Here is a 12,413-nt window from a genome sequence, read left to right on the forward strand (position 1 = left end):
GTGCCGGCATCGGCTACCGGCAGCCGACGTTCACGCTGACGGGAGAGTGATCCCGTGCGGTTGCTGCGGCGAGGGATCGGACGATCGCTCGCCGGGCCCCGTGCGCCACCTGCTGAGCCAGGCCTCGAGCCGGTCCGGCGGCAACGGCCGGCTCAAATGGAACCCTTGCGCGAGATCGCAGTGCAGATCCGCGAGCCGCTGCAAGGTGGCTTCCGTTTCGACGCCCTCCGCGACGACTTTGAGCCCCATGTTGTGCGCCAGGTCGATCGTCGAGCGCACGATCATTTCGTCGTCCCTGTTCTCGGTCATCCCCATGACGAACGATTTGTCGATCTTCAGTTCATCGACCGGCATTCGCTTGAGATAGGTCAACGACGAATAGCCCGTGCCGAAATCGTCGATGGCCAGGCGAATACCGAGCGCATGCAATCGATCGAGCGTTTCGATCGCGTGATTCGGATCGTCCATGATCGCGCTTTCGGTGATCTCTATCCACAGCATCTCGGCCGGAACGCCATGCTTTTGGAGCAACGCCGCGAACGTATCGGGCAGCGTCGACTGGATCAGCTCCCGCGCCGACACGTTCACCGAAATCGCCAACTCGATCCCCCGTTCGCGCCATATCGCGCATTGCCGGATGGCCCTATCGGCAACCCAATGGGAAATGGCTTTGATGTATCCGGTCTGCTCGGCAAACGGAATGAATTGATCGGGCGAGACATAGCCGCGCGCGGGGTGATCCCACCGCACGAGCGCCTCGACATATTTGACCGTCTGCGTCGAGAGATCGACCTTCGGCTGATAGACGAGCAGCAACTGATCCTGCTCGACCGCACGCCGCAGTTCGCTCATCATCGAAAGCCGCTCGGCGCTGCTGTTGTCGTGCCGCTCCTCGTAGCGCGCCACGCCCGCGTTCGAGCGCTTCGCGACGTACATGGCGATGTCGGCTCGCCGCAGCAGCACGTTCATGTCGATGCCGTTATCGGGGAACGTCACGATGCCGATGCTCGCGCCGACGTCGACGGGCTGCCCCTCGATCGCGATCGGCTGCTCGAGCGCCTTCAGTATTCCCACCGCGACGCGCTCGGCACCGGCAGCGTCCTCGTCCGCCAACAGCACCGCGAATTCGTCGCCGCCCAAGCGGGCGACCAAGCCCGGCTGATCCGCCAGCGTATCGCGCAGCCGTTGCGCCACTTCGCACAGCAGCAGATCGCCGATCGGATGGCCGAGCGTATCGTTGACGTACTTGAACCGGTCCAAGTCCATCATCATGACGCCGAACGTGCGTCGCTCCGGCAACGCTTGGGCGATCGTCTGCTGCAGACTGTCGCTGAACATCGCGCGGTTGGGCAAGCCCGTCAACCGATCGGTGTAGGCGAGTTCCGTGATCCGATGCTCGCGCCGCGAGATGCCCTCCTGCATGATGTTGAACGCCTGCGCCAGTGCCCCGATCTCGTCTTCGTGCTCAACGGTGATCGGCTCGGCATAATCGCCCGAGCCCACGCGGCGAGCGAAATGCATGAGCGCCGCAATCGGCCGCGTCACGCTGCGCGCCATGACGATGCTACCCGCGATCGACAACAAGACGCCGCATAGCGTGATCACGAGCAGGGCCGACTGCAGCCGCCGAAACGGCGCCATGGCAGCCGTCAACGAACGCTGCAGCACGACGACCACGGGCCGGCCCGTCGACGCGAGCGAGATCACGCGCGTCGCATAACGATCGTCCACGCCATCGCGGGGTTTCTCACGCTCGATGTGCTGGCCCGGCAGCGTGCTCGCCAACGTGGCCCAGCGCCCGTCGGGCTGTTGATCAAGGAAAGAAACGTCGAGCGACGTCAAGCTCGCCATTTCGCGGGCCATTCTGTCGTCGATCAGAAAGCCCATCCCCACCCACGCGACCGGAAGCGGCGCCTTCACCGGCACGGCGACGAGTTGATACAAGCGCCGATCGATGACGCCGATCGCCGAACGCTCTCTCCCGTGCGAGGCCGTCTGCATCAACGCATGAAACGGGAACGCCTCGCTGCCGTGGGTGTACCCGCGGCTGTCTGCGATCAGCTTGCCGTCGAGATCGGCGAGAATGACGAGGTCGGCGTCGATGCGGCTGCCGTGGTTCCTCAGCGCCGAAACGACGGTGCTTTCATGATGCGTCGCGACCGCCTCGCGAAAACCGAAGTCGGCGGCAACGACCGTGGCTGCCTGCGTCAGCTTTTCGCCGTTGCTGCGCAAGACCTCTCTGAACACCCGCTCGGCGACGGCGAGCTGCTGCTGCGCATTGCCGACCGCATTGCGCTCGATCACCGAACTGATGACGATGTATGCCGCCGCTTGCGCCGCCAACATCAACAGGACGACGACGAACGCAATTCTCGCGCGCAGGCTATTGAATCGCATCGCCCCGCCTATTCGCTGTTCAGCCGCAGCGTAAACGCCGCGCTCGGGCCCTGGCCCTGGGCCGCCGAAGCGTCGCGCGACGGCAGCGCCTCGGGCGCCGCCATTCGATAGTGCCAAACCGTCAACCGATAGGTGCCGCCCGGAACGTCGTCGATCACCGCCTGCCCGTGCGTGTCCGTCTTCGCGAACCACGGTGTATCGACGACGAGCAGGTACGCGATCATCTGATCGTGGATGTTGCAGCCCATCACGACGAGCCCCGGCTTGTCGAACACGACCGGCTCCGCCGGCACGCCGTGATAGAGGTGCAGTTCGAACCGCTTCGCCGGCGAGAACGAATAGACATCGTGCTCGATGTTGTCGCGGTTCGGGAACGAGACGGCCGTGCCGGTTTGGACGACGGAGACGAGCGGCACGAAGCGCCGCTTGATTTGATCGATGATCGCGGTCGGCCGTTTCCGTGCCGGCACCGCAGCCGCGGCGTCCTTGATCTTCAGGTCGGCCGGTGTCGCATATACGACGGCATCGGCAACAGGCGCGCCGGCTTGATCGACGACTGACGCGCGCAGCTGCTCGGCCCGCGCGCTCGCGGCGTGCAAGCTCATCGCACACGCGAGCCCTACCCACCCCGCTCGCCCCTTCATTCGCATGGCGATCCCCCGATACCGACGCCGCTCGTTCGTATGTCTGCGCGCCATCGCTAATTGCCGATTCTTCTCAACGCATCGTCCCTATCATGGACGATCCTCGATGTCGTGCGCCATCGGCATCAACTTGGATAGCAACTTCTTCTGGGCGTCGGCGGGAATGTGATTCTTTGCCATCGCCAGCTTCAGATCTTCGATCCCAGCGGCAAATGCTTTACCGTCGATGCCCAATCCCTCGTGCGCCCGCCTCATCGAGCGGCCCGTATAGACGCACGGGCCGCCCATCAACACGCAAAATTGCTGATTGAGCAGTTTCTCGATACGCGGAATCGACGCGCCGTCAAAAAACGTTTTCGTCCGCGGGTCGTCGAGCATCCGATCGTAAAAATCGTCGATGACGTGCTCGATGCCCGCTTTGCCGCCGAATTGGCGATAGAGCGAATCATCGGCGAACGCGGAAGACGAGCATGTCGCAATGAGTGCGGATACCGCCAATGCGCAGCGAATTGGAAGACGCGAACGCGTGAGCACGAGCATGAGAGCCTCTCGCTGAAAGTGGGCGTCGGCGTTCCGTGAACGGCGAAAGCCCCGAAATGTCGTCCGGTGCGACATTCCATCCGGTGTCGGTCGGGGCTGGCCGGCGCCCCCTCATGGAAAACGACGGATGTGCTGTCTTTTTGCTCGATTGCGCACACGCGTTGCGTCGTTATGCGACGTGGGTGCGGCTACGAGCCTGCGATCGGCTGATCGCGCGAATCGATCCTATCTAAGATAGGACGAATTACGCGTGCGCGCGCCCCGTTTGTTTCTTTATCGGCCGTGCGGCGAACGGACTTGAGGACGGGAAAGCCCTTAATGGCGAATCGGTAGGCAGGTAGGCATGAGGTGCCGCCTAATTTCAGTCTGCCGCTTCCTTCATTTGCTTCAAATGCTTGTAGACGGTCGCCCGCCCCATGCCGAGCACGTTGGCGACATAATTGGCCGCGCTCTTGCCGCGAAAAGCGCCTTCCGCATGGAGCGCCTCGACGATCTCGCGCCGATGCTCGCGCGTGAGCCCGTTGAGCCCCAACTGCCGCTCCTGCAGCCAAGCGTGCAGAAACGTATTGATGCGCTCCTGCCAATCGTCGCGAAAAAGCTCCTCCGGCTGCGCCACCACGCCCGCCCCTTTGATGAACAGGTCGAGCGTCGAGCGGACGTCTTCGAACACGGCGATGTTGAAATTGATGCACATCATGCCCGCCGGCTTGCCGTCGTCGTCGAACAAGACATTGCTGACGCAGCGCATCCGGCGCCCGTCCCAATTGAGCTTTTCGTATGGCCCGATCATGCGCTCGCGCGCCGAATGGTCGATCTCCTCGAGCGCCGAATCGTCGCCGATCTCGCGCTTGGACAGATTGTTCGCCAGGTAAAGGACAGTCTGCTCGCGCAGATCGTGGATGACGACTTCCGCATAGGGAAAGAACAGCGCGGCGACGCTATCCGCGAGCGGCGCATAGCGCGACAGCAACAAGTCTCTGACAGGGGACGTATTCTTCTTGCGCATCGTCGGGAAATCGCATTTGAAAAAGGCCCGCCGTCCCACGGCGAGAGCGGCGGTGCTGCGTCATTGTAGCGACTGCGCTCGGGACGGCTCGGTCAGGTGCCGATAAAGTGCGTGGGCAATGGCGATGTCTTCGAGACCGAGGCCGATCGATCGGAAGAACGCATGGCGCTCATAGGCCGGTTTGCCGCACGTTCCCGATAGGAGCGCGGGCAAGTCCCCCTTGATGCTCTGTGCCGACCAGCCGTGCTGCGCCGCGAGCTTCATCTCCCCGGCGCTGGCCGGCGTCGTCTTGCGGTAATCGCAATAGACGTCCATCTCGGGCACCCAGGCCGGCGAGATTTCGTGCGCGTTCGCCACGTTCGTGCTGATGGAGGTCACGAGCGCCGGCTTCGTGAGCGATTCGCGCATCAACACCGGTTGCCCCGACGACGTGCAGAGCATGACGACGTCGGCATCTTCGACGCATGCCTCGATCGTCGCACAAATCTGCGCGCGCGCATCCACGGCGCGAACCGCGGCGCATTTCGCCTCGCTGTCCGAAAGGCCGGGTGAAAACACGCGGATCGATGCCCACTGCCTGAGCGGCGCCGCATATCGCAAGTGAGCGAGGCCGACCGCGCCCGTGCCGATCACGGCAAGCCGCCTCGCCTCCCCGCGCGCGAGCGCATCGACGGCAACGGCGGTCGTGGCGGCCGTGCGTTCGGTCGTCAGCAGCGCGGCATCGCACAGCATCAGCGGATGCCCCGTTTCCATCGACATCAGCGCCGTCCACGCGGTGACGATCGGCTTGCCGCCCGTGACGAGGTAGGGAGAAAGCTTGGCGCCGAACGCTTTTCCGTCGCCCAATGCGCCGAGATACGTAATGAAGTCGCCCGCATCGTTGGGCAGCAACGTCAGCGTTTGCGGCGGCTGAACGGCTTGCTCCGCGGCCAACGCGCGAAACATCGCAGTCAGCGCAGCCTTGACGTCGATGGCAGGCAAGGCATCGCGTATCGTCTGCTCATCGACGATGAGCGGTAAAACGGCCTTCATGGATTCGACCTCCTGAATTTTGGCGACTGGACCAATCGATCCAAAATAGTCTATATTGGACTCGCAGTCTACACGATATGCGAGATTGCGTCGCCGCCGAGCCGGGGATCGCCATTCGCATCGTTCATCCACGACAGGACTCTCCGCCATGAAGCTCAAGCTCACCTTGCTCGCCGCCGCCTTCGCCGTCACGGCCGGCACCGCATTCGCGCAGTCGCCCAACACCTTGCGTTTCGGAATCGAGGCCGCCTATCCCCCGTTCGAAAGCAAGACGGCATCGGGCACGCTCGTGGGCTTCGACGTGGACGTGGGCAACGCCGTGTGCGCGAAGATGAGGATGAAATGCGTCTGGGTGGAAAACGCGTTCGACGGCTTGATTCCGGCGCTGCAAGCGCGCAAATTCGACGTGATCAATTCGGCGATGAACATCACCGAGAAGCGCAAGGAAAGCATTGCGTTCACGCGGCCGATCTACGTCGTGCCGATCGTGATGATCGCCAAGCGCGGGTCGGGCCTGCTGCCCGATACCAAGACAATGCGGGGCAAGCACGTAGGCGTCTTGCAGGGATCGTCGCAGGAGGATTTCCTGAAGAAGCATTGGGCAAACGCCGGCGTGGACATCGTTTCCTATCAGGATCAGGATCAGGTCTATTCGGATCTCGTCTCCGGCCGGCTCGACGCCGCCGTGCAGGAAGCGCAGACGGCGCAGGACGGATTCCTCGACAAGCCGAACGGCGCCGGCTACGCCATCGTGGGCGAGCCGTTGCGCGATCCGTCGACGCTCGGCGAAGGCACGGGCTTCGGCTTGCGCAAGAGCGACTCGGCATTGCTGGCGAAGGTCAACGCGGCGCTCGATGCCTTGAAGCAGGACGGCACGCTCAGTAAGCTCTCGCAGAAATACTTCAAGCGCGACATCATTGCAAAGTAATGCTTAATTAAAACTCCGAAAGAGCTGCCCGCCATGGATTTTGACGTCATCGTGTTGGGCGCCGGTATCGTCGGCGTGTCCGCGGCCTTGCATCTGCAGGACCGCGGCCGCCGCGTGGCGCTCGTCGATCGCCGCGCGCCCGGCGAGGAGACGAGCTTCGGCAACGCCGGGCTCATCGAACGTTCGTCGCTCGTGCCCTATGCGTTTCCACGCGACGTCGGCACGCTGTTTCGGTACGCGTGCAATCGTTCGACCGATCTCTACTGGGACTACAAAGCGCTGCCCGGCTACGCGAGCTGGCTTGCACGGTTCTGGTGGGAATCGGCGCCGCGGCGGCTCGATGCCGCCGCGCGCGACATGCAGCCGTTGATCGGCGCGTGCGTGGCCGAGCACGACAAGCTGATCGCCCGCGCGGGGCTTGCCGATCTCGTCGAAGCGCGCGGATGGATCGAAGCGTTCCGCACGACGGCAGCGTTCGCGCGGGCCGTCGAGGAGGCGGATCACGCGGCGCGCGAGCACGGTTTGCACGTGAATGTGCTCGACGGCGCGGCGCTGCGCGCGAGCGAGCCGGCCGTCGGCACCGATATCTGCGGTGCCGTGCATTGGGCCGATCCGAAAAGCGTTCGCGACCCGGGCGCGCTCGTCAAAGGATATGCCTCGCTGTTCGAGCGTGGTGGCGGCCGCCTCCTGATCGGCGACGCCACCACACTGCGGGCGTCCGATTCCGGGTGGACCGTCCAAACGGAGCACGGCGTGCTCGGCGCAAAGGACGTCGTCGTAGCACTGGGCCCGTGGTCGGACCTCGTTTTCGCGCCGCTCGGCTATCGCATCCCGTTGCGCGCCAAGCGCGGATACCACATGCACTACCGGCCGGCGCGGGCCATGCCGTCGATGCCGATCGTCGACAGCGAACGCGGTTATGTCGTGGCACCGATGACGGGCGGCCGCTTGCGGCTGACCACGGGCGTCGAGATTGCCAAGCGCGGTGCGCCGCCCACGCCGATCCAGCTCGAACGCGTCGAGCCGCTGGCCCGTGCGGCGTTCGGCCTCGGCGAGCGCATCGATCGCACGCCCTGGCTCGGCATGCGGCCCTGCACGCCCGACATGCGCCCCGTCATCGGGCGCGCCCTGCGTCATCGCGGCCTGTGGTTCGCGTTCGGTCACAACCATCACGGGTTGACGCTCGGCCCCGTCACCGGGCGCCTCCTCGCCGAAATGATGACCGGCGAGCCCACCTTTACCGACCCCAGCCCCTATCGTCCCGAACGGTTCGGTTGAATCGCCTGAAACCGCTCTTGGCAGGAGGGGCAGTGAAACTTAGGCGTTGGCGCTGACGTTGCCGAGCGCCAAACGCATGGGGGTTTCGGGCCGCAGCGTGACATTCCAGACCGCGCGCGGCGCCTTCATCCCTTCGGGATTCGATAACTCGTAGCGTTGCAGCAGCATGGCGGCGATCGCCGTCATCTCGGCCATCGCCAAATGCTGCCCGAGGCAGACGCGCGGCCCAGCGCCGAACGGCATATAGGCGCCGCGCGGCAGTGCCGGCGCATCGGCCGCGAATCGCTCCGGTCGGAAGGCCTCCGGCTGCGGAAACCATCGCGCGTCGTGATGCATCAGCTGCACGGGCAGCATGAACAGCGTGCGAGCGGGAAGCTGCCACCCTGCTAGTTGAATCGGTCGCGTGCTTCGACGGCTGACGAGTATCGGCGCGACGGGATAGAGTCGCAGCGTCTCCTTGATCGTCTGCGCGAGATAGGTCAGCGATGGCAGCGTCCGTGCCGTCGGCGCGCTGCCTTGCAAAACCCGTCGCACCTCGGCGCGCGCAGCCGCCTGAGCGTCGGGATTCGATGCCATGCACCACGCCCACCACGTGAGCGTCGCCGCGGTCGTCTCGTGTCCGGCTAGAAAGGTGGTCATGCATTCGTCTCGCACGGCCTGCAGCGGCCAGGCGGCAGGGTCGGCCGCGTGCAGCGACAGCAGCCGAGTCAGTAGATCGTCGGGCCAGCGATCGCGCGGCGTGCTCGTGCGCGCCCGCAGATGCCGTCCGATGAGGCCGTTCAGTTCAGCGAGGGCTCGGCGCTTGGCGCGCTTCCACGGCACCCAGTCGGGCCAGCTCGCCGGCCAATAGAACTCGGCGTTGGCCGCCGCGCTCGCCACACGAAGCGCCTGCTCCGCGACGCGTGCATCGCCGCCGATCCCACTCGAAAACGTCATCCGCAAAATGACTTCCATCGTCAGCGACATCAGCGCGCTTTCGATCGGCCAATGCGCGTCGTGCACGGGCCATCGTTCGAGCGCCTGCTCGATTGCCACGGCGATCGTCGGCGAAAAACTTTGAACCGCCTTCGGGTAAAAGCTCGGCTGCATCGCATGCCGCTTCTTGCGCCATGCCTCGCCCTCGGCAACGAGCACGCTGTGCCCATGGATCTGCTCGAATACGCGGATGCCGCGCTCCCAGCGAATCAACGCGTCATGATGCTCGACCAGCAATTCGCGCACGAGCTCGGGATCGGCAACGATGACGTCGTGCTCGGGCCAGAAGCGCACGTGCACCACATCGCCGAATTGACGCTTCCATTGCGCGAGCGTGTCGAGCGGATCGCGCGACATGCGACGGAGCAGCCCAAGTCCGGTCATGCTCCGAGGTCCCGGGGGCCATACGCCGGCGGGCTGCTGCGTCGCGGTCGTCGCTGGCGATACATCGCCGTGGAGGGGGCAGCGGGAGGAAGATGGCGAGTTCATGGGGGACCGACGGCCTCTGCTCTAGGTTGCGCTTCATAGCGTTCGTTCTTTGCTGCGCATGATGCACCGACGGCCGCACCTCGTCTTGAACGAAAACGACATCGACACCCGAGGGCACCCTTGCCTATACTCGGCGCTCATGCTTGCCACCACCTTGCCACTTTCGCCGCCGTGCCCCGATCCATCGACGCGCGCACCGCTCGCGTCAATGGGAGGCCGGCCACCACATTCGCGGCTGCAACTCGCGCCGCCTGCTTTGCAAGGCGCGGTCGTCGGCATCCTTTCCCGCGATACGCGCGGCTTCGCGTTGACCGACGCTCAACGTTTCACGCACTTCCCCGCCTCGCCGCTCGTGTGCCTCTCCTGGTTTCAAGGCGTCGATGCCGGCCGTGTCGAATGCGGGCCGCGGGGTGCGCACTGGCATCGGTTCGATGCGGCGCTCATGCTTTCGGGCAGCCATTCGCAACCGAGCGTCTGCTGGGAGCGCAACGAGGGCCGCTCGGGCATGATCTGCTTCGAAGCCGGCGCGGCGCGGGCGCTGTTCGGTATCGACTTGGCCGCTATCCAGGACACGATCGTGCCGGCCGAGCCGCTGCTCGGTCCGGCCTGGCGTCCGTTGCTCGCTGCGCTGCTGGTAGCCCGCAGCGACGTACAATCGCTCGCCGTGCTCGAGCAGCACCTGAGCGGACCATGGCGGGCGATCCGGGGCGGCGGCACGAAGCTGTCGCCGCTGCGCGAGGCCGGGCGCTACTGGGTCGAGCGGCTCGCGTGGCAGGCTCACGAATGGCGCCGCACACATAGCCCGCGACAAGTCGAACGCCGCATCAAAGCATACAGCGGGCGCTCATTGCGCGAGTGGCAATCGCTCGTCCGGACCGAGGGCTTGTTCTTCACGGCGCGCGAGCGCTACGAGGCAGGACAGCCGTTGGATTGGGCCGAGATCGCCCACGATGAGGGCTTCGCCGATCAAGCGCATCTGAGCCGCGCAGTCAAACGCGCCACGGGCTTTTCGCCGAGCGAGTTCACCCGGCGCTTCATCGAGGACGAATCGTTCTGGGCCTACCGGCTATGGGTTTGAACGCGGATGGCTCGTGCGATCGGTGTGGTGGGCGAGCGAGCCGCTAGCCTCTATGGGCCCTCGATGCGCGCGTCCTGCCCCGCAGCGATGTCGTCCTCGTCGAGCAGCGCCGGCATCTGCGCCTGCAGCCATGCCACGACGGCGCCGGTCTTCGCGGGTACGCTGCGCGAGCCGGGATAAATGGCGTGCACCGGCAAGTCCGGTAGCGAATGATCGGCCAGCACCGGGACGAGTCGTCCCGCCGCAATCTCGTCGCGACAGACGGACCGATGCAGGACGCCGATTCCATTGCCGGCCAATAGCGCCGCCAGCAGCGGACGCCAGTGATTGCAGCGCCATGCCGAGCGCACCGCCGCGGTGATCGGCTCACCCTCGGGGCTGTCTAGCTGCAGCTTGCCGTCCCGCGCGAGGCCATCGATATGGACGAAGGGATGCGCCGCCAGCGCGGCAGGCGATGCCGGCATCCCCGCGCGGGCGAGATAGCCGGGCGACGCTAGCAACGCGCGGCGCACACGGCCTAGCGGACGCGCGACGAATCCACCTTCGCCGAGTCGGCCTACGCGGATCGATACGTCCACGCCCTCGATCACGGGATCGACGAAGCGGTCATTCAGGACCAAATCGATCGACAACTCCGGATGGCGTTGCTGCAGTGCCGCCAAGAGGGGCGGCAGCATCACTTCGCCGAGGGCATGCGGCGCCGCGATGCGCAGCGTGCCGCGCAACTGCCGGTTGAACGTCGCGACACTGGCCGCGGCCTCCTCGGCTGCACCGAGCGCGGCCTTCGCGCGCGGGTAAAACACCGCCCCCACGTCCGTCACATTGACGGATCGCGTATTGCGATCGAGCAACCGTGCGCCGAGATGACGCTCGAGTTGGCGCAGACGCTCGCTGACGGCGGGCTGCCCGAGCCCGAGATCGCGGCCGGCGGCCGAGAGTCCGCCGCATTCGACGACGCGCACGAACACGCGCATGGCAAGGAGAAGGTCCATGCCGCAATCTATCAAATTATTCGATGACGTAAATCGAACGCTAGCGCGTTCTCCCGGCACAGCCTCGCATTCAACATGGCGATTCCATTTTTATCGATCGGAGAAGATGATGAACGAAGCGATAGTTGCGTGCACCGAGACCACGGCCGAAACGACGCGCCCCACCCTTGCAGGCCGGCACGTCGTCGTGATCGGCGGCACCTCGGGGATCGGACTGGCGGTGGCGCGCCACGTTGTCCGCGAGGGTGCCGAAGTGACGCTCGTCGGCCGCGATCCGGAGCGACTGCGCCGCGCCGCCGAAGAGATCGGCCATGCGCGGCAATGCATCGGCGACGTGCGGGATTCCTCGTCGTTTTCCTCTTTGTTCGACACATTGCCCGAGGTCGATCATTTGGTGATCACGGCAGGCACGGCGTCGCTAAAAGCGCTGCGAGAGAGCACGCCTGCGGATTTGCGCTGGACCCTGGAGGAACGGCTCGTGGGACCGCTTTCGATCGTGCGCGCGGCACTTGGCCGGCTGCGCGCGACCGGCTCCATCGTTTTGACGTCCGGATTACTGGCCGAGCGCCCGATTCGGACGGGCGCGATTCTGGCGGGCGCCGTGGCTGCGATCGAAGCGATCGTGCGCTCGCTCGCAATCGAGCTCGCGCCGATTCGCGTGAATGCCGTGTCGCCAGGTTTGGTCGATACGCCGCTGCTGGACAGCTTCTTCGGCGACGCCAAGCACGAGGCACTGGCATCGGCCGCCGCCGCGTTGCCGACGGGCCGCATCGGGCGCCCGGACGATGTCGCCCAGGCTGTCGGCTTGTTGCTTGCTGGCGGCTTCATCACGGGAGAAGTGCTGCACGTCGACGGCGGCGGACGTTTGGTGTAACGGGGGATTTTGCCCCGTACTCCCGGGCGAGTCCGCGCTCCCGTCGGCCGCTTCTACTCGGGTGTTGCCTCATGACAGCAGACGCATAGTTTGTTGCCCTCCGGGTCTCGGAAATACGCCCCGTAGTAATGGGCGTGATAGTGAGGCCTGAGCCCCGGTTCGCCTTCGCACGTGCCGCCG

Annotated in this window: 11 protein-coding genes and 1 pseudogene; 4 read left to right on the forward strand and 8 right to left on the reverse strand. The window is 65.0% G+C overall.

Going from position 1 to position 12,413, the window contains the following annotated elements; genetic code table 11:
• Nucleotides 1-30: 30 nt before the first annotated feature.
• The 5 genes from ACTHNZ_RS25145 to ACTHNZ_RS25165 form a co-directional block, all read right to left on the reverse strand.
• Nucleotides 31-2,397 (reverse strand): putative bifunctional diguanylate cyclase/phosphodiesterase, encoded by a 2,367-nt coding sequence (locus tag ACTHNZ_RS25145; protein ID WP_440545310.1) that lies wholly within the window; start codon nt 2,395-2,397, stop codon nt 31-33.
• An 8-nt stretch (nt 2,398-2,405) separates the two neighbouring features.
• The gene (locus ACTHNZ_RS25150) at nt 2,406-3,002 is read right to left on the reverse strand and encodes a methylamine utilization protein (protein ID WP_440545311.1); all 597 of its coding nucleotides are present in this window, start codon (nt 3,000-3,002) and stop codon (nt 2,406-2,408) included.
• Between the two features lie 129 nt (nt 3,003-3,131).
• Nucleotides 3,132-3,581 carry a group I truncated hemoglobin gene (locus ACTHNZ_RS25155; protein ID WP_440545312.1) on the reverse strand — a complete coding sequence of 150 codons (450 nt, stop codon included), beginning with the start codon at nt 3,579-3,581 and terminating at the stop codon, nt 3,132-3,134.
• Between the two features lie 361 nt (nt 3,582-3,942).
• Nucleotides 3,943-4,587, reverse strand: a complete 645-nt coding sequence (locus tag ACTHNZ_RS25160) for a helix-turn-helix transcriptional regulator (protein ID WP_440545313.1) — start codon at nt 4,585-4,587, stop codon at nt 3,943-3,945.
• 60 nt (nt 4,588-4,647) lie between these two features.
• The gene (locus ACTHNZ_RS25165) at nt 4,648-5,619 is read right to left on the reverse strand and encodes an ornithine cyclodeaminase family protein (RefSeq protein ID WP_440545314.1); all 972 of its coding nucleotides are present in this window, start codon (nt 5,617-5,619) and stop codon (nt 4,648-4,650) included.
• Between the two features lie 148 nt (nt 5,620-5,767).
• Here ACTHNZ_RS25165 and ACTHNZ_RS25170 point away from each other — a divergent pair, with 148 nt between their 5' ends.
• Both ACTHNZ_RS25170 and ACTHNZ_RS25175 read left to right on the forward strand, forming a co-directional pair.
• Entirely contained in the window at nt 5,768-6,547 is a 780-nt protein-coding gene (locus tag ACTHNZ_RS25170) for an ABC transporter substrate-binding protein (protein WP_440545315.1), read from the forward strand.
• A 33-nt stretch (nt 6,548-6,580) separates the two neighbouring features.
• A complete protein-coding gene (locus ACTHNZ_RS25175) occupies nt 6,581-7,825 on the forward strand; it encodes an NAD(P)/FAD-dependent oxidoreductase (protein ID WP_440545316.1) in 1,245 nt (414 codons plus the stop codon).
• A gap of 39 nt (nt 7,826-7,864) precedes the next feature.
• Here ACTHNZ_RS25175 and ACTHNZ_RS25180 read toward each other — a convergent pair whose 3' ends face one another.
• Entirely contained in the window at nt 7,865-9,289 is a 1,425-nt protein-coding gene (locus tag ACTHNZ_RS25180) for a cytochrome P450 (protein ID WP_440545317.1), read from the reverse strand.
• Between the two features lie 139 nt (nt 9,290-9,428).
• Between ACTHNZ_RS25180 and ACTHNZ_RS25185 the strand changes: the two genes are divergently transcribed.
• A complete protein-coding gene (locus ACTHNZ_RS25185) occupies nt 9,429-10,367 on the forward strand; it encodes a helix-turn-helix domain-containing protein (protein WP_440545318.1) in 939 nt (312 codons plus the stop codon).
• A 50-nt stretch (nt 10,368-10,417) separates the two neighbouring features.
• On the opposite strand, the gene ACTHNZ_RS25190 is transcribed toward ACTHNZ_RS25185, so the two are convergent.
• Entirely contained in the window at nt 10,418-11,359 is a 942-nt protein-coding gene (locus ACTHNZ_RS25190; RefSeq protein WP_440545319.1) for a LysR substrate-binding domain-containing protein, read from the reverse strand.
• 109 nt (nt 11,360-11,468) lie between these two features.
• Between ACTHNZ_RS25190 and ACTHNZ_RS25195 the strand changes: the two genes are divergently transcribed.
• Complete coding sequence (locus tag ACTHNZ_RS25195) at nt 11,469-12,233, forward strand: SDR family oxidoreductase (RefSeq protein WP_440545320.1); 765 nt, start codon at nt 11,469-11,471, stop codon at nt 12,231-12,233.
• 53 nt (nt 12,234-12,286) lie between these two features.
• Here the strand turns inward: ACTHNZ_RS25195 and ACTHNZ_RS25200 are convergent.
• Nucleotides 12,287-12,413, reverse strand: a pseudogene (locus ACTHNZ_RS25200) (VOC family protein); the annotation flags it as partial.

It is taken from the genome of Trinickia sp. (assembly GCF_051953955.1).
Classification (GTDB): domain Bacteria; phylum Pseudomonadota; class Gammaproteobacteria; order Burkholderiales; family Burkholderiaceae; genus Trinickia.

What these genes read in the sequence shown, in the direction of transcription:
- ACTHNZ_RS25145 (WP_440545310.1), bottom strand. Translation starts at nt 2,397, where the DNA reads ATGCGATTCAATAGCCTGCGCGCGAGAATTGCGTTCGTCGTCGTCCTG.
- ACTHNZ_RS25150 (WP_440545311.1), bottom strand. Translation starts at nt 3,002, where the DNA reads ATGAGCTTGCACGCCGCGAGCGCGCGGGCCGAGCAGCTGCGCGCGTCA.
- ACTHNZ_RS25155 (WP_440545312.1), bottom strand. Translation starts at nt 3,581, where the DNA reads ATGCTCGTGCTCACGCGTTCGCGTCTTCCAATTCGCTGCGCATTGGCG.
- ACTHNZ_RS25160 (WP_440545313.1), bottom strand. Translation starts at nt 4,587, where the DNA reads ATGCGCAAGAAGAATACGTCCCCTGTCAGAGACTTGTTGCTGTCGCGC.
- ACTHNZ_RS25165 (WP_440545314.1), bottom strand. Translation starts at nt 5,619, where the DNA reads ATGAAGGCCGTTTTACCGCTCATCGTCGATGAGCAGACGATACGCGAT.
- ACTHNZ_RS25170 (WP_440545315.1), top strand. Translation starts at nt 5,768, where the DNA reads ATGAAGCTCAAGCTCACCTTGCTCGCCGCCGCCTTCGCCGTCACGGCC.
- ACTHNZ_RS25175 (WP_440545316.1), top strand. Translation starts at nt 6,581, where the DNA reads ATGGATTTTGACGTCATCGTGTTGGGCGCCGGTATCGTCGGCGTGTCC.
- ACTHNZ_RS25180 (WP_440545317.1), bottom strand. Translation starts at nt 9,289, where the DNA reads ATGAACTCGCCATCTTCCTCCCGCTGCCCCCTCCACGGCGATGTATCG.
- ACTHNZ_RS25185 (WP_440545318.1), top strand. Translation starts at nt 9,429, where the DNA reads ATGCTTGCCACCACCTTGCCACTTTCGCCGCCGTGCCCCGATCCATCG.
- ACTHNZ_RS25190 (WP_440545319.1), bottom strand. Translation starts at nt 11,359, where the DNA reads ATGGACCTTCTCCTTGCCATGCGCGTGTTCGTGCGCGTCGTCGAATGC.
- ACTHNZ_RS25195 (WP_440545320.1), top strand. Translation starts at nt 11,469, where the DNA reads ATGAACGAAGCGATAGTTGCGTGCACCGAGACCACGGCCGAAACGACG.